The organism is Ruminococcus sp. AM26-12LB (assembly GCF_003480785.1).
GTDB lineage: Bacteria > Bacillota > Clostridia > Lachnospirales > Lachnospiraceae > Blautia_A > Blautia_A fusiformis.
On sequence record NZ_QUJX01000002.1, the window covers coordinates 112,674 to 129,328 of the forward strand.

The 16,655-nt window shown below is 45.4% G+C and carries 12 protein-coding genes and 1 other RNA gene; 4 read left to right on the top strand and 9 right to left on the bottom strand.

Annotated features, from left to right (window positions below; genetic code table 11):
* Window positions 1-124: 124 nt before the first annotated feature.
* The 5 genes from DW694_RS01735 to DW694_RS01755 are packed head-to-tail and all read right to left on the bottom strand — an operon-like array spanning window position 125 to window position 7,632.
* A complete protein-coding gene (locus DW694_RS01735) occupies window positions 125-2,278 on the bottom strand; it encodes an RNA degradosome polyphosphate kinase (RefSeq protein WP_118752446.1) in 2,154 nt (717 codons plus the stop codon).
* A gap of 16 nt (window positions 2,279-2,294) precedes the next feature.
* Window positions 2,295-3,830: an HD domain-containing protein gene (locus DW694_RS01740; protein WP_118752447.1), complete on the bottom strand. Its 1,536-nt coding sequence runs from the start codon at window positions 3,828-3,830 to the stop codon at window positions 2,295-2,297.
* Window positions 3,831-3,864: 34 nt separating this feature from the next.
* Window positions 3,865-5,184 carry an ATP-binding protein gene (locus tag DW694_RS01745; RefSeq protein WP_021650328.1) on the bottom strand — a complete coding sequence of 440 codons (1,320 nt, stop codon included), beginning with the start codon at window positions 5,182-5,184 and terminating at the stop codon, window positions 3,865-3,867.
* 22 nt (window positions 5,185-5,206) lie between these two features.
* Window positions 5,207-6,337 carry a prephenate dehydratase gene (gene pheA, locus DW694_RS01750; RefSeq protein ID WP_021650329.1) on the bottom strand — a complete coding sequence of 377 codons (1,131 nt, stop codon included), beginning with the start codon at window positions 6,335-6,337 and terminating at the stop codon, window positions 5,207-5,209.
* On the bottom strand, window positions 6,334-7,632 hold the full coding sequence (locus DW694_RS01755) for a folylpolyglutamate synthase/dihydrofolate synthase family protein (RefSeq protein ID WP_022426607.1): 1,299 nt from the start codon (window positions 7,630-7,632) through the stop codon (window positions 6,334-6,336). Before DW694_RS01755 ends, pheA begins: the two co-directional genes overlap by 4 nt.
* 253 nt (window positions 7,633-7,885) lie before the next feature.
* Here DW694_RS01755 and DW694_RS01760 point away from each other — a divergent pair, with 253 nt between their 5' ends.
* The 4 genes from DW694_RS01760 to DW694_RS01775 all read left to right on the top strand — a co-directional run bounded on the left by DW694_RS01760 (window position 7,886) and on the right by DW694_RS01775 (window position 11,151).
* Complete coding sequence (locus tag DW694_RS01760; RefSeq protein WP_022426606.1) at window positions 7,886-8,287, top strand: hypothetical protein; 402 nt, start codon at window positions 7,886-7,888, stop codon at window positions 8,285-8,287.
* 69 nt (window positions 8,288-8,356) lie between these two features.
* Entirely contained in the window at window positions 8,357-9,280 is a 924-nt protein-coding gene (pyrB, locus tag DW694_RS01765; RefSeq protein WP_022426605.1) for an aspartate carbamoyltransferase, read from the top strand.
* The gene (locus DW694_RS01770) at window positions 9,274-9,711 is read left to right on the top strand and encodes an aspartate carbamoyltransferase regulatory subunit (protein WP_015525765.1); all 438 of its coding nucleotides are present in this window, start codon (window positions 9,274-9,276) and stop codon (window positions 9,709-9,711) included. Before pyrB ends, DW694_RS01770 begins: the two co-directional genes overlap by 7 nt.
* Before the next feature lie 555 nt (window positions 9,712-10,266).
* Window positions 10,267-11,151 (top strand): hypothetical protein, encoded by an 885-nt coding sequence (locus DW694_RS01775; protein WP_059085225.1) that lies wholly within the window; start codon window positions 10,267-10,269, stop codon window positions 11,149-11,151.
* An 89-nt stretch (window positions 11,152-11,240) separates the two neighbouring features.
* Here DW694_RS01775 and rnpB read toward each other — a convergent pair.
* From rnpB to DW694_RS01795, 4 genes are all read right to left on the bottom strand, one after another.
* An RNA gene (gene rnpB / locus DW694_RS01780) (RNase P RNA component class A) lies at window positions 11,241-11,591 on the bottom strand.
* A 68-nt stretch (window positions 11,592-11,659) separates the two neighbouring features.
* Window positions 11,660-13,033 carry a sodium-dependent transporter gene (locus tag DW694_RS01785; protein ID WP_092069463.1) on the bottom strand — a complete coding sequence of 458 codons (1,374 nt, stop codon included), beginning with the start codon at window positions 13,031-13,033 and terminating at the stop codon, window positions 11,660-11,662.
* 678 nt (window positions 13,034-13,711) lie between these two features.
* The gene (gene selD, locus DW694_RS01790) at window positions 13,712-14,746 is read right to left on the bottom strand and encodes a selenide, water dikinase SelD (protein ID WP_330389301.1); all 1,035 of its coding nucleotides are present in this window, start codon (window positions 14,744-14,746) and stop codon (window positions 13,712-13,714) included.
* A gap of 215 nt (window positions 14,747-14,961) precedes the next feature.
* Window positions 14,962-16,629: a nucleoside kinase gene (locus tag DW694_RS01795; RefSeq protein ID WP_182465469.1), complete on the bottom strand. Its 1,668-nt coding sequence runs from the start codon at window positions 16,627-16,629 to the stop codon at window positions 14,962-14,964.
* Between the last annotated feature and the right edge of the window lie 26 nt (window positions 16,630-16,655).

Below are 16,655 nucleotides of genomic sequence, written 5' to 3' on the forward strand. Positions count from 1 at the left end.
CGTCCGCATGCTGTCAGTTTTTCTGAATATCATGCAGTATTGACATAATATGGATAATCTTTGAGAACATTATTTAAGGACAGCTGTATCATAAATTGATATGACAGGCTGTCCTTTTCTTTTACTATTTTATAATATCCTCCGCCGGTTCAGCCGGTACGAAAACTCTCTTCTTTTCTTTTTTCTCCTTTTTTGCTGCCTTTGCCCGCTCGGTAGCCTCCCTGCAGAATTCCATCTGGGAATTTATCAGCGTTTTGCCACGTTTGTCCTGCTTCTCATACAAACCGGAGGGCTGCAGGATATGTGCTTTTACATTGTCACGGAATTCCAGATCCAACACATGCATGATCTCTTCCTTGATCCGCTCATCTTCCACAGGGAAAACAATCTCCACACGACGATCAAGGTTACGTGGCATCCAGTCCGCACTTCCCATATAGATTTCATCGGAACCGCCATTGCGGAAATAGAAAATACGGCTGTGCTCCAGGAAATTACCGACGATCGAACGCACGTGGATATTTTCGCTGATACCCGGAATGCCCACCTTCAGGCAGCAGATGCCGCGGATCAGAAGATCGATCCTGACACCACAGGAAGAAGCATAATACAGCGCTGCAATGATCTCAGGGTCACACAGAGAATTCATCTTTGCCGCAATGTGAGCCTCTTCTCCCTTTTTCGCATGCTCCGCTTCTCTTTCGATCATTTTTACAAAACGGTCCTTCATCCAGATCGGTGCAACGATCAGGCGATTCCAGCGCTTCGGCTCGGAATATCCGGAAAGCATGTTGAACACAGCAGTTGCATCCTCTCCAAACCGTTCGTCACAGGTAAATATACCACAGTCTGTATAAAGCTTGGCTGTGGAATCGTTATAGTTTCCGGTTGCCAGATGCACATATCTGCGGATCCCGTTTTCTTCTCTTCTCACAACAAGAGTGATCTTACTATGTGTTTTCAGGCCCACCAGACCATAGATCACATGACAGCCTGCCTTTTCCAGCATTTTTGCCCAGACGATATTGTTTTCCTCATCAAAACGCGCTTTCAGCTCTACAAGAACGGAAACCTGCTTGCCGTTTTCTGCGGCTTGAGCAAGTGCCGCAATGATGGGTGAATTGCCGCTGACGCGATACAGAGTCTGCTTGATCGCCAGTACATCCTGGTCCTTTGCCGCCTGACGCACAAAATTCACCACCGGATCAAAGCTCATATACGGATGATGCAGGAATACATCACCTTCCCGGATTACCTGGAAAATATCCTTGTCATTCTGAAATGCCGGCACTGCTGCCGGTTTGTATTTCGGTTCCTTGAACTGCTCGTATCCGTCAATACCATAAACCTTCATCAGCATGGTCAGATCCAGCGGTCCGTTGATAAAAAAGATATCATCTCCATGAACCTGAAACTCCATTTTCAGAATATCCAGAAGCCGCGGATCCATCTTATCTTCCACTTCCAGGCGGATCACCTCTCCCCACTGGCGTTTTTTCAGCTGTTTCTGAATCTCAACCAGAAGATCCTCTGCCTCATCCTCGTCAATAGGAAGATCCGCATTACGCATGATCCTGTACGGATGGGCACAGATCACATCATAGCTTAAGAACAGCTTGTCGATGTTGCGCTCAATGATCTGTTCCAGAAGTGTTACGGTTGTATGGCCTTTTTTCTCAGATGGAATGATCACTACTCTCGGAAGTACAGAAGGCACCTGTACAGTGGCAAAATCAATCTCTTCTTTTCCTTTTTTGGTATCTTTTTTGGAAAGAAGTGCTCCGATATTCAACGTTTTATTACGGATCAGAGGAAACGGTCTGGAAGAATCCATTGCCATTGGTGTCAGGACCGGATATACATTATCTTCAAAATACTGATCCACAAATTCTTTCTGCTTCTCGGAAAATGCCTCATGCTCAAAGATCACATGAAGTCCTGCTTTTTCAAGCGCAGGGACCAGAGACCGGTTTAATGTACTGTACTGTACGTGAACAAGATCATGTGTCTGCCGGCTGATGGCTTTCAGCTGTTCCTTGGCTGTCATTCCTGCAATATCTGTTTTTTTGTACCCTGCATGAACCTGATCCTTCAGGGATGCAACACGGACCATATAAAATTCATCCAGATTGGATGAGGTGATACTCAAAAATTTCAGTCTCTCAAACAGAGGTAGATTTTTGTCTCTGGCTTCACTGAGCACACGATCATCAAATTTGATCCAGCTCAGCTCTCTGTTTACAAAATATTCCGGTTTGTCAAATTCCTTAAATTTCATACAAAAACCTCCTCCGTTATCTTCTTCCCTTCCGTCTCATTACAAGCCGGATTCCAAACACCTCTTCAAAAAATTCTTTTTTATCTTTCAGAAGCCCCAGCTCCAGAGAAACATCCCTTGCGGAATCCACCACCAGGTAAAGGATCCTGTCTTTTAAGGTTACATTAAGCGCTTTTACCTTCTGGTAATGGCTTCTGTCCATAGCATTGGCCAGGCGGAGAATCGCGGTCAGCTTCGCAGTCAGGAGATAATTTCCCCTATTCATGGATGTTTCACGGTTGATTTCTTTGTAGCAGCCGAATTCTCTGGTATTGTACCTCACCGCACTAGCGATCACCTGCCGCTCCTCTGTGGAAAGACCTATGATCTCCGTAGCCATGATGATCCGGTAAGAGCATTCTGCCACCTCACTCATACTGATATATTTTCCGCAGTCATGAAGAAGAACTGCAATCTGCAAAAGAAGCCGTTCACGTTTTCCCATGCCGTGGATCTTCCTTGTGCTGTCAAAAATATCCAGTGCCACATCGGTAGTTCCTGCAATGTGGTTCTTTCCACTGGAATACCTTTTGGCAATGTTCCTGGATGCCACCAGGATATCATTTTCAAAATTGTGTACACTTTTCAGATATTTGTTTTTTTCCGCATAGTCATAGGCAATCCCGTCCAGAAGAGAAACACCCGGGATCCAGAGTGCTTCTGCCTGAAAGATTTCTATAAAGTTTCGGATGATAACCATGTTCGGCACGATCAGAGACGCATATTCCGGTTCCAACTCCATGGATTCGGCAAGGTCATGATCGGACATGTTTACAATGGTCTCGTATTTCTTCAGGAATTCCTCCTTTGTGATGATATTCTCTCCGGATCTGTCCTGAAAGATCGTATCTGTGAGAAAATCTCCCATCAGGATCAGATTGGAGATTTCCTTGTCCTTAAGATAAAGACGTTGAAAGCTTATCAGATCATTTCGGATAAATTCCTCTATCAGCCGGTCATAATGTGGAGTTGTTTTCTCCAGTTCTTTCAGACGTTCGCGGATACGAAGACTTCCCATACGGATACTCTGGGTCAGCACCAGAGCATCTTTATCAAAGAGAGAGATCTGCAGATTTCCTCCTCCGATATCCAGGATCGCCGTCCCCTTCTGAATAGCCTTTTTGAAGCCGGATTCAATGGCAGCAATGGATTTATATCCCAGAAAATGCTGTTCCGCATTACTCAGGATCTCTACCCGGATGCCAGTTCTCTGATAGATCTGCTCCAGGATGATCACCGGATTTTCCAGCTCACGGAGAGAGCTTGTTGCACACGCACGCCAGCTTTCTACCCCAAATTCAGCCATCATGCGTTTAAAATCATTAAGGATCTCGCAGAGCTCATCTACAGTCTCCATCTCTAGCCGTCCTGCAGCATAAGTTCCACGACCCAGCTCCAGCTGGTAACGGACATCATTGATCTCCCGGAAGCCGATCCGCTTTGACATTTCAAAGATCTTCATACTGACTTCATAGGAGCCTATATCAATTGCTGCAAAGGTTGTCACCGCCATAGTTTTTCATCCTTTCCCCCAATACACAGGTAAACTATTTCTTTTTTTCTTCCTCTGTTCCCACAATGTAATCAATAAACTGCTGCGCTGCACGTCCGGTCAGTCCGCCGTGAGAGATCTCCCACTGGTTGGCTTTCAGAAGCAGTTCCTCCTCCGGCATGGTAACTCCATAACGGGCTGCCAGTGTACGGACGATCTCCTGGAACTGTTTTTTGTCCGGTTTGCCAAAGTAGATACGGACACCAAAGCGATATACCAGGGAAAGCTTCTCCTGCACGGTGTCGGAGGAATGCAGATCATTGTCATCTGCGATCTCCAGCTTGTCTGTGGCACGCTCACGGACAAGATTACGCCGGTTACTTGTGGCATAGATCAGGACATTGTCCGGTTTTTTCTCAAGACCGCCCTCGATCACTGCTTTCAGGTATTTATATTCAATCTCAAATTCCTCAAAGGAAAGATCATCCATATAAATGATAAAACGATAGTTACGGTTTTTGATCTGGGCGATGACTTCATTAAGATCCTGGAACTGATGCTTATAGGCCTCAATGATACGAAGTCCCTGATCATAATACTGGTTCAGGATTCCCTTGATACTGGAAGATTTACCGGTTCCCGCATCACCAAAGAGCAGACAGTTGTTCGCCTTTCTCCCCTGTACAAATGCCTCTGTATTATCAATGAGCTTTTTCTTGGCGATCTCATATCCTACCAGATCATCGATCTTCACATGTGCGATCCTTGTGATAGGCTGGATCTCCACCTTTCCCTCCTCATCGTGGCCGATACGGAATGCCTTATGGAGACCAAGCTTGCCAACACCGAAATCTTTATAGAAGGATACCATATCATCCATAAATTCTTCGGTTGTGGTGGCTGCTGCCAGGGTTTTGCTCATCTGACAGATACGGTCACGGATCCTGGTATTAAAGAGCTTGCTGTTCTCATCCGGTGTCTGGTAATCACAGATCACCCTGCAGCATACAGTTCCGAACACTTTATCAAAGACCGTGATGTCAAAATCATACAATTCCTTGAAAATCTGGAAATCATTTTTTGCCAGGTCGTTAATGCTGCCCTTGATCGCTCCTCGTATCTCGCTTGCCATACTGAAAGCGTTCTCATGATTTACCAGAAGGAAGGTAAGATATGTATGCCAGATATTTCCGGAAAAACCGTACATTCCTGCCAGCTCCACCAGCCCGTTGACACTTTTGAAAAACTGGTCTTCTCTTGCCTTGAGTGCTTCTTCATCTGCTTCATAAAGATTAATAAGTTCTGTCATATCGTCCAGTATCTCACCGTTTGAAAATCCACGGTAAAGGATACATTCCTGAATTCTTGCCAACATAATAATTTAGCTCCTCTGTCTCTTAATAATTTCCAAGAACACGGAGAACATTCGCCTCCGCCTCGATTCCTCTTAACGCATTCTCCACAGCGCTTTCGCCAAGTTTCCCTGTGAAATCCACGAAAAAACGGTATTCCCAGGATTTTCCCGGAATCGGACGGGATTCAATTTTGGTCATGTTCAGTCCGTTGTAGATAATATGGGAAAGCATGTTGTAAAGAGTTCCGCTTTCATGAGGCAGCTCAAAACAGATGCTGATCTTCCCGGCCTTTTCCTCGTATTCCGGTTTCCTGCTTACAATAATAAAACGTGTAGAGTTTGCTTTTTCTCTGCAGATATTTTCTGCAAGGACCTTCAGACCGAATACCTCACCAGCCTCACGGCTTGCGATAGCTGCCACGCCTTTGTCCCCCACCTCACTGACCTTTTTGGCCGCGCCTGCGGTGTTTTCCACTTCCTTCTTTTTCCAGGAAGGGTTTTCCTCCAGAAATGCCTTGCACTGGGCAAGCCCCTGAGGATGAGAGCAGACTTCCCTGATATCCCCTATCTGTGCATCCGGCATGCCCAGAAGCACATGGTCCACACGGATGATCTGCTCGCCTACGATATACAGCTTGTACTCCATAAGAAGGTCATAGATATCAGCCACGATACCTGCAGTAGAATTCTCAATAGGAAGTACCGCATAATCGGCCTTTCCATGGGTTACATCCTCCATAGCTGTCCTCCATGTTTTTACATGGTAGCTTTCGATATTTTTCCCAAAGTACTGCCGCATAGCCGCATAGCTGTAGGCTCCCTCTACACCCTGGAACACAACCGTTGCGTTTTCAAGGGGAACATGCTTCACAGTTGTGAAATTGCGCTCTCCGTAAATCCCATGCTCTGTCAACAGCTGGTACTGTCTCTTACGGCTGATGGCCATGATCTGACGGAAAAGCTCCTGCACGCCGAGGCTGTTAAAGTCCCCGTGGGCCTTGTTTTTCAGCGTATGGATCTTCTGGCTCTCACGTGCCGGATCCAGTACCTGCTTACCGGTTTTTATTTTATATTCAGCGACTTCCTCACTCACCTTCATTCGTTTTTCAAAGAGACGTACGATCTCACTGTCGATCTCATCGATCTCGTCTCTGTATCTTTCCAAATCCGTCATTGGTTTCCTCCGTTATGTTTCCTGATAATTTCTGTAAGATCCCCCAGGAACGCCAGGGAACCAAAAGCAATGATCACATCCTCTTTTCCTGCCAGCTGATAGGCCTCTGCTACTGCGGCTTCGATGTTGTCAAAGGGCCTTACATCAGAATGAAATTCCCGCACCGCATCTGCCAGCTCCTGCGGGGTCAGAGCCCTGGGGTTATCCGGTGCCGCAATCGTCAGGATGGTATCTGCGTATTTTTCTGTTTTCTGGATGACCTTGCGGTAATCCTTGTCACGGAACATTCCCATGATGTAGATGATCCTTTTTCCCTTAAAATACCGTTCAATGGATGCAGCCAGCATGTCTGCCGCTGCAGGGTTATGAGCTCCATCAACCACAAAATCCGGTTCTGTCCCGAGAAGTGCAAATCTTCCCGGCCAGGTGGTACGTTTCAATCCATCCTGTCTCTGGACCAGTGTTGTGGGATATCCCTGTTCATTCAGGATTTCCAGTGCCCGGAGCGCTGCCACCGCATTTTCCTTCTGATAGGCACCTGCCAGGGATATTGTATATTTTTCTCCTTTATAAAGAAAGGTCTGGCCGGTTATGGATGCTTCCAGTACCTCTGCGCTGTCCTGGTCTGCTGCCTCGTATGGCACATTCTGTTCTGCGCATATTCTTCGTATGACTGCCTCTGCCTCCGGCTGCTGTTTTACAGTTACCATATGACTGTTCGGTTTAATGATGCCGGCCTTTTTTTCTGCTATCTCGCCCAGGGTATTTCCAAGAAATGCCGTATGATCCATACTGATGGATACCAGAATGGAAAGAACTGTAGTACTTATAATGTTGGTGGCATCCAGATCACCGCCCATACCAACTTCCATTAATACCAGATCACATTTCTCATCCCGAAAATAAAGAAATGCGGCTGCAGTTTCAATTTCAAATACTGACGGATGCGGTTTTCCCTCTTTTACGATCTCATCGATCACCTCCGCGATCCTTGTCACATATGCTGCAAATTTCTCTCTGCTGACAGGTTCTCCGTTAACCTCCATCCTCTCTCTGTAGGAATAGACCGCCGGGGAAATATATCTTCCGACCCGGTATCCTGCACCTGATAAAGCGGAATACAGATATGCGATCACAGAACCCTTTCCGTTAGTTCCCGCTACATGAACATACTTCAGTTCATCCTGGGGATCTCCAAGCCGCCTCATCAGTTCTCTCATATTTTCCAGTCCCAGAACAATTCCCTTTTTCAATTCCGCAGCTCTGATGTAGGCACGACTTTCTTCATAATTCATCGTCTGTTTTCTCCTTCCGCATGTGTTGATGATCCATTACTGCTTTTTCACTTTGCAGTAATAATTTTGTTCATTATAACCCACGTGTATATTTTTTTCAAGGCAGGGAAGGCTATTAAAGACGCTTTTCCACGTTAAATATATTTAAAGTCCAGGCGGATATTCGCAGCCCCGCAGGGGACTTTCTTAATTCAGTTAAACTGACATTTTTCCGGAAAGCGCAGGATTTCTGCTGATGAGAAGGAGCTTTAAAATGCAAAAGAAGGATTTTTTTCTGTGTGGTTTTACAGGCTGGTGTCTGGAGATCTTATGGACAGGACTGCACTCTCTTGTCACCGGACATTTTACTATGATGGGCAAAACCTCTCTTCTGATGTTCCCTGTTTACGGACTTGCAGCACTGATCCGTCCGGCTTACTACAAGCTTGCCCGCTTTCCGGTTATGGTACGGGGGATCATTTACAGCTGCGGGATTTTTTTCGTGGAATTTTTAAGTGGATCTTTTTTTCAGAAGCTTCACATCTGTCCCTGGGATTATTCTCATGTTCCGCTTCAGTATAAAGGAGTGATCCGACTGGACTATGCTCCTCTGTGGTTTTTTACCGGTCTCTTTTTCGAATGGCTTCTTCGACAAAATCCTCGGAAAGTCTCTTGAAAATCTCACAGTTATATTATATGATAACTGGAAGGAATCTTATTTCCAGTAAATAATTGGAGGTACAACATGAGACATTTAATGAGTCCATTGGATTTCTCGGTTGAAGAGCTTGATAAGCTTCTGAATCTCGCCGACGACATCGGGAAAAATCCAAAAAAGTATGCGCATACCTGTGATGATAAAAGGCTTGCGACATTGTTTTACGAACCAAGTACACGTACACGTTTAAGTTTCGAAGCAGCCATGATGAATCTTGGAGGAAAGGTTCTCGGTTTTTCTTCTGCTGATTCCAGCTCCGCATCCAAAGGCGAAAGCGTTGCCGATACTATTCGCGTTGTTTCCTGTTATGCAGATATCTGTGCTATGCGTCATCCGAAAGAGGGTGCTCCGCTTGTAGCTTCTATGTCATCCAATATTCCGGTGATCAATGCCGGTGATGGCGGCCACCAGCATCCTACCCAGACATTAACCGATCTTTTAACTATCCGCTCCCTGAAGGGCAGACTTGACAATATTACCATCGGCCTCTGTGGTGACCTGAAATTCGGCCGTACCGTTCACTCTCTGATCGAGGCTCTGGTCCGTTATGAAAATGTGAAATTTGTTCTGATTTCTCCGGAGGAGCTTCGTATTCCAAGCTATATCCGTGAGGATGTTCTGAAACGCAACAATGTCGAGTTTGTCGAGGAGGAACGTCTGGAGGATGCACTTCCGGATCTGGATATCCTGTACATGACCCGTGTTCAGAAGGAACGTTTCTTCAACGAAGAGGATTATGTCCGCATGAAAGATTTCTATGTTCTGGACAAACAGAAAATGGAGCTTGCACCGAAGGATATGTATGTCCTCCACCCACTCCCACGTGTTAACGAGATTTCTGTTGAAGTGGATTCTGATCCACGTGCCGCTTATTTCAAACAGGTCCAGTATGGTGTGTATGTCCGTATGGCCCTGATTCTTACATTACTGGAGGTGGAACTGCCATGTTAAACGTAGGTGCTCTTCGTGAGGGTTATGTTCTGGATCATATCAAAGCCGGCAAGGCAATGACGATCTATCATGACCTGAAGCTGGATAAGCTGGACTGTACGGTTGCTATCATCAAAAATGCCCGCAGCCAGAAAATGGGAAAAAAGGATATCATCAAGGTTGAATGCCCCATCGAGGATCTGGATCTGGATATCCTTGGTTTTATCGATCATAATATTACCGTAAATATCATCAAGGACGAAAAGATCGTTGCAAAGAAAGAGCTGAAGCTGCCGAAGCAGGTTGTGAACGTGATCAAATGCAAGAATCCTCGCTGCATTACTTCCATCGAGCAGGGACTGGATCAGATTTTTGTTCTTGCAGATGAAGAGAATGAGGTTTACCGGTGTAAGTATTGCGAGGAGAAATATAGAGGTAAACGGAATAAATAGAGTTCATATGAGCATGATTAACAAACGGACGCGTCCGGTCCCCGCTTCGATATTTGGCTGTTTCGGAGCCTAGTAATACTAAGCCTGCGAAAGACTGCTAAAAACATTTTCCAAAATCATGAACTCGCTCCTGACGTCGCTCAGACAGCATGATTTTGAAAAATAACGCAGTCTCCCGCAGACCAAGTATTACTACGGCTCCTGTAAAGGCCTGAATATCGACGCGGGGACCGGGCGCTGTGTTTTCATAGATTTTGAAATGGTGGGTTTCTGCTCATTGCTCCTCTGTTTTTTTATTGTTGACTTTTTGTGTTAGATATTTTATTCTTTTAGAAACAGATTTGCATTTCCGGAAAGGATTGTCTGTATTACATTTTTTAGTTTTTCTATTTCTATTCTTATTATAATCTACCGATTCTGGTATTTTTTCATTTTATCAAGTTTACATACACATAGCTGTTGCGCAAAGGAAAATGTATTGTCTGTTTTTATTTTTTCTGTTATATTGTAATCAGACAATTTCTTTCTGATTTCCTTTTGCAGGAAGGATTTTTTATGACACAGAAAGAAATGATTACAAATGATAAAATCGGTTCTGCAACTGTATTTCAGCATGAAGATACGGTTCTAAAGACTGCCGCTCAATTCTTTGCCGAGGAGCTGATTCCTTATCTTGGCATTGATGGAAAGGTTGTATCTTCTGCTCCTACAGAGTCCATTGTTCTTAATCTTAAGAAATTCTATGAAGATATCAATCTCATCATGGAAGATGGTACGTGGAAACACTTTGAATTTCAGAGTAAGAATGAAGGGATTCCCGGTTTGAAGCGTTTTCGATCCTATGAAGCTGTGACCAGTTATCAGTATGGCGTTTCTATCACCACATACGTTCTTTATTCGGGAAATATCCGAAATCCGGTCACTTCATTTACTGAAGGAATAAATACTTATCGTATTATTCCGATCATAATGAAGAATCACAATGCAGATAGGCTGATTGAAACGCTGAAAGAGAAATTTTCCTCTGAAGACATTCTTACAAAGGCTGATCTCGTTCCGTTAACACTTATCCCTCTGATGGATGGTCAACTTTCTCAAAAGGAACGATTCATTCAGGCATTCTCTCTGACCGAAAATACAAAAGATATTCCATCGGAAGATCTGCAAAAAATTGAGGCAATGCTCTACACTATGGCAGATAAGTTTCTTGAAAATGATGATTTTGAACATGTAAAGGAGTGTATTCGTATGACACGTTTGGGTCAGATGCTGTTTAATGATGGTTTTAATGATGGTTTCAACAATGGTTCCCAGAAAAAGCAGCTTGAAATTGCCCGAAATCTGATAGGAAAACTCAGTGATACTTCTATCGCTGAAACTACCGGTTTGTCTTTGGATGTGATTTTGGAGCTGAAAAAAGAAAAAACTATGAAACTATAAAAAGCTGTCATTCTTTATCAAAAAAGCAACTGGTATTTCACAGATCAGATCTGCAAAATACAGTTGCTTTTATTATGTGCTTATTATCATACACAGTCAGACCGATAAGCCGGGTTATGTCGTTGGGTGATCATCTATCTAGGCCTTCCGTTGCCAGAAGGCTCCAGCGACCTACCTGAAAGCACGACGGGCCGCCGTATGGCTTTCTTCTCGGTCTTGCTTCGAATGGAGTTTACATGTGCCCGCTCTGTTACCACAGCGGCGGTAGTCTCTTACACTGCCTTTCCACCCTTACCCCGCAAAACGGGGCGGTTTATTTCTGTTGCACTGGTCTGGGAGTTACCTCCACCGGACGTTATCCGGCATCCTGCCCTGTGAAGCCCGGACTTTCCTCGTCTGGACCCTTTCGTCTGTCCAGCCGCGATCACCTGGCCTGGCTGCGCACCTGCTATTTTAACACAGGTGTATAGACTTGTAAAGTTGGAATTTTCTTGGTCTCCTATGTCTTTTACATGGAAATCCATCCAAATGCATTTGCCACAGAACTGAAAAGAATGATCGCCGCAAAGATTGGGCAAAGATACTGGATCATAAAATTAAAGATTCTTTTTCTGCGGAAAGTACCACCTTCCTGCAGTACTTCCTCTTCAATCTTCTTTGTACCAACTACTCTGGATATCAGAAGACAGGTAGCAATCGCTGCGATCGGCATCATGACAGAGTTCGTCAGGAAATCAAAGAAATCAAGGAACTGCATTCCAATGATCTTAACACACGCCAGAGGACCATAGCCAAGAGAAGAAAGACTTCCGAGAACAACCATGATAATTCCGACAAATACTGTTGCCTTCTTGCGTCCCCATTTCAGTTCATCCTGAAAAGTAGATACTGCACTCTCAGTCAATGCAATAGAACTGGTCAAGGCTGCACAGAGAACCAGTACAAAAAACAGGATTCCAACCAGAGTTCCAAATCCCATGCTTGCGAATACCTTCGGAATCGTAATAAACATCAGTGCCGGTCCCGCCTGTAACGTATCCGGATCTCCACCGGAGAATGCAAACACAGCCGGAATGATCATCAGACCTGCCATCATTGCGATCGCTGTGTCAAAAATTTCTACATTTTGTGTAGACCCTTCAATAGATACATCCTTTTTCATATAAGAACCAAAAGTTACCAGAATACCCATTGCGATCGACAGAGAATAAAACATCTGTCCCATTGCCGCAACCACTGTCATCCAGGAGAAGTTTTTGATATTTGGTATCAGAAAATATTTCACACCTTCCAGTGCTCCTGGCCTCGTTACCGAATAAATGACAATGACCACAGACAAGAATACCAGTATCGGCATCATTAATTTGGAAACTCGTTCCACGCCATTCTGCACACCTGCATAAATGATCACCAGCGTAAGCAGTGTAAAAAACAGGAAACAGGTTTCTGTAGAAAATCCATCCGCTATAAAAGCAGAAAAATATCCGTCTTCAGCAAGAGTCTGACTGCCTCCCTTTACATACTCCACCAAGTATTTAATTACCCAGCCACCGATCACGGAATAATACGGCACGATCAGAACCGGTATGATCGCATTGATCCAACCGCCCAAAGACAGCCACTTTGATTTACCAAAAGTTCCAAACGCACCTACCGGACTTTTCTTTGTCATACGTCCCAGAGCTGTCTCTGCCACGATCATAGAATATCCAAAGGTCAATGCCAAAATGATATAGATCAGTAAAAAAATTCCACCGCCGTACTTTGCCGCCAGATAAGGGAATCTCCATATATTCCCAAGCCCTACCGAAGCACCAGCTGCAGACAGTACAAATCCAATCTTCCCGGAAAATGTACTCCTCTCATGTTTATGTTTCTCCATAATTCTTCCTTTCCCGTCACATATTTGTTTTTCATATTCTTTATGTCTTCTCAATTTCCGCTCATATGATAATACCATGCTTTTATCCCTCAGGCAAACAATATATTAAAAAAATGCAGAGCCTATATTTCCTGAATTACTGTTCACTCCATTCTCAATAACACGCTTCGCGATGCTCAGAATTTATGCTAATCACATAAATTCGCACAGTATGGCTCGGGTTTTCTGTGACCTTCGCTCACAAAAAACACCTCGCGGAATATTACCAGTGAGCAGTAACTTTCCTTCTCTGCATCTCACAACCATACTCTCCGCACATTTTATGTTTTTCCTACCAGTTGGATGCACCAGCCTGGGGGAGAGGATATCGGTTTGGGCTGCTGCGGAGGAGGGGTGATAACTACTTGGGCTGCGGGAGTCGGCGTTATTGCGGCAGGGTCAGCTGTCTGAGCCAACGGCGAGTTCTGGCCCTGCCACAATGCTTTTAGCCGACTCACGGAGTCCTAGTAGTATCCCCCGACGGAGTCCCTGCCCGGACCGATATCCTCTCCCCCAGGCGTCCGTCGTCCGCCATCCACCATCCGTCATTCTGCTACCACCACTTTCCCCAGCAGTATCCCCCTACGCAACCATCCACTCTGACGTTATCGTCCAAACATTTGTTCGTAAATTAATTTCCTACCGGAGCACCAACGTCCACTCCTGCCGATCCACAACCTCACCGATCACCCCAGCCTGCAGACCAGCCGCATCCAGCCGCTTCATGATCTCCGGCACATCCCTCTCCGGAACCGCCGCCAGCAATCCCCCAGAAGTCTGCGGATCAAACACCAGATCCTCCCGCCAGAGTACCGCCGAACTCTTCACTCCGGTTTTCTCAGCAAACTCCCGGTTCCTGTAAGCCCCACCCGGAATCAATCCCATAGAAGCAAACTCCTTCACATCCGGAAGCACCGGCAGCTTCTCCGTATCGATCACAACCGTCCGGTCACTGGCCACAGCCATCTCCGTAGCATGTCCCCCAAGACCAAACCCCGTCACATCCGTACAGGCATGAACCTCAAACTTTTTTAAAACCTCACAGGCATCCCGGTTCAGTTTCTTCATGGAAGCCAAAACCGCCTTACGTGCACCTTCCGTCACCAGATCCGCCTTGATCGCCGTATTCACGATCCCCGCACCCAGCGCCTTCGTCAGGATCAGCTTATCCCCGGTCTGCGCTCCAAAATTCTTCCAGAACTTCCTCGGATCTACAAAACCCGTCACACTGAGCCCATACTTTGGTGTATCATCCTGGATCGTATGGCCACCGGCAAGAACCGCACCAGCCTCCATCACCTTATCTGCACCACCACGCAGGATCTCCCCGAGGATCTCCACATCCATATCCTTCGGAAACGCCACAATATTCAAAGCTGTCTTCGGAGTTCCACCCATGGCATATACATCACTCAATGCATTTGCCGCCGCGATCTGCCCGAAATCATAAGGATCATCTGCCACCGGAGTAAAAAAATCCAGTGTCTGGATCAGTGCCAGATCTTCGGAAACCTTATAAACGGCAGCATCATCCGAAGTGTCTGTTCCAACCAGAAGATCCGGATCAGAGAACTTTGGCAGCCCTCCAAGAACTCCCGCCAGAGTCCCCGGTCCTACCTTAGCTGCACAGCCACAGTTTGGAGCCAGTTTTGTCAGTTGTACTTTTTCTTTCATGATCATTTTCCCTTTCCTTTAAGCCCTGTAAATCCCGTTATCCATCCGCAGCACCACAGAAAACTTTAACTTTTCCGATTCACACTCAAAAGGCTCCACACACCACAGATCCTATGCACAGAGAAATCCTAATTTTCTCATCTTTGTGCCAACCGATATCTGCATTGCATAGAGCCTTATATCTACACATAGCTTTTTTTATTCATACAATTAATTTATACATTAAAACAACTACCGCCAATAAACTCCCTCAGAAGCGAATTAAACGGAACACCCTCACTGGGCACCGGCACAAAATAATCCAGGAACTTCAAAAGCCGCTTCGCCTCCTGATACTCCGGTTCACTCTTGTCAATTCCAAAAAGCAGCGGTTCCGCATAAACCTTCAGGCAGGCAAGCTCATACACAAGAGCTGAATTAAACATCACATCTGCTTCCTCCTGGAACGGAAAAATATTCTGCTCCTCGCCTCTCCGTACAGAAGGCCACCTTGCAATGGTATCCTTTGCGGAAGTTCCACGTGTACGTGCATCACGGACAATTCGGCGTATCAGTCTTCCATCCGTTGTGGGGATCCGGTTATGCTCATCAATGTTCAGCTGTGTCAACGCACTGATATAGATCTTAAACTTACTCTCTTTTGGAAGGGCATAACTCAGCTTGTCATTAAGCCCGTGAATGCCTTCGATAACCAGGATATCATCTTTTCCAAGCTGAAGCTGGTCTCCCCGGTATTCCCTGCATCCGGTCTTGAAATTAAATATAGGAAGATCCACGTTTTTTCCCGAAAGAAGATTCAGCATATCTTCATTAAACTGCTTCGTGTCAATGGCTTCCAGACACTCATAATTCTTTTCTCCGAATTCATCCAACGGCGTATGTTCACGATCCACAAAATAGTTATCCACAGCAATGGGATGCGGCTTCAGACCATGAGCAGAAAGCTGAATAGATAATCTATGAGAAAAACTGGTCTTTCCGGAAGAAGACGGGCCTGCGATCATTACGAACTTTACATTGCCCCTTCTCCGGATCTCCTCGGCAATCGAAGAAATCTTGGCCTCATGGAGTGCCTCCTGGATCAGCATCAGGCTCTGCACACCTTCTCTTGTGATCCGGTCATTGAGATCTCCTACAGTGGCAACATCCAGCTTATCGCCCCACTCTTCCGATTCCTTCTGCACATGGAAGATCTTATCCTGGGGTTCAAAAGGCTCCAGCACATCCGGGTTTTTCTGCCTCGGAAGGATCAGCACAAAGCCTTCATCATAAAGCTGCAGATCAAAATACTTCACATAGCCGGTATCTGGTGCCATAAATCCGTAAAAATAATCCTCAAAATTTTCCAGGCTGTAAATATTCACTCTGGAAACCCGTCGATAACGGAACAGCTTTTCTTTATCATACATATGATGCCTGTGGAACATGGAAACGGCATCATCCGTGCTGACACTGCGTTTGCAAATCGGAAGCTTCCGTTCTACCAGTTCCCGCATCCGCACTTTTACCCGGTCAAGAAGCTCCTGATCCAGGGTAGCACTGCCTTTCATGGTAAAATAAAGAGCATTTCCAATAGAATAATGGATCACAACATGATCCACATTCTCTTTTCCAGCTACATCAAAAATTGCCTTCAAAAGAATAAAGATCGCACTTCTCCGATAGGTTTTTCGACCGGCACTGTCCTTTGCGGTTATAAATCCCAGTGTACAGTCATGCTGAAGCTTCTTGTGAAGCTCACGGAGCTTTCCGTTCTCAGTCACAAGGATCACCGGATACTCTGTTTTGCCCTCATAATCCCTTATGATCTCAGAATACGGTGTCATTTTGGGGTATTCCCTTGTTTCTCCGTTTATGGTCACTTTAATCATTGTCTGTTCCATAACGATCCCCTCCACAGGCTTACATA

Excerpts from the sequence above, each read along its gene's own strand:
- DW694_RS01735 (WP_118752446.1), bottom strand. The coding sequence starts at position 2,278 with ATGAAATTTAAGGAATTTGACAAACCGGAATATTTTGTAAACAGAGAG.
- DW694_RS01740 (WP_118752447.1), bottom strand. The coding sequence starts at position 3,830 with ATGGCGGTGACAACCTTTGCAGCAATTGATATAGGCTCCTATGAAGTC.
- DW694_RS01745 (WP_021650328.1), bottom strand. The coding sequence starts at position 5,184 with ATGTTGGCAAGAATTCAGGAATGTATCCTTTACCGTGGATTTTCAAAC.
- pheA (WP_021650329.1), bottom strand. The coding sequence starts at position 6,337 with ATGACGGATTTGGAAAGATACAGAGACGAGATCGATGAGATCGACAGT.
- DW694_RS01755 (WP_022426607.1), bottom strand. The coding sequence starts at position 7,632 with ATGAATTATGAAGAAAGTCGTGCCTACATCAGAGCTGCGGAATTGAAA.
- DW694_RS01760 (WP_022426606.1), top strand. The coding sequence starts at position 7,886 with ATGCAAAAGAAGGATTTTTTTCTGTGTGGTTTTACAGGCTGGTGTCTG.
- pyrB (WP_022426605.1), top strand. The coding sequence starts at position 8,357 with ATGAGACATTTAATGAGTCCATTGGATTTCTCGGTTGAAGAGCTTGAT.
- DW694_RS01770 (WP_015525765.1), top strand. The coding sequence starts at position 9,274 with ATGTTAAACGTAGGTGCTCTTCGTGAGGGTTATGTTCTGGATCATATC.
- DW694_RS01775 (WP_059085225.1), top strand. The coding sequence starts at position 10,267 with ATGACACAGAAAGAAATGATTACAAATGATAAAATCGGTTCTGCAACT.
- DW694_RS01785 (WP_092069463.1), bottom strand. The coding sequence starts at position 13,033 with ATGGAGAAACATAAACATGAGAGGAGTACATTTTCCGGGAAGATTGGA.
- selD (WP_330389301.1), bottom strand. The coding sequence starts at position 14,746 with ATGAAAGAAAAAGTACAACTGACAAAACTGGCTCCAAACTGTGGCTGT.
- DW694_RS01795 (WP_182465469.1), bottom strand. The coding sequence starts at position 16,629 with ATGGAACAGACAATGATTAAAGTGACCATAAACGGAGAAACAAGGGAA.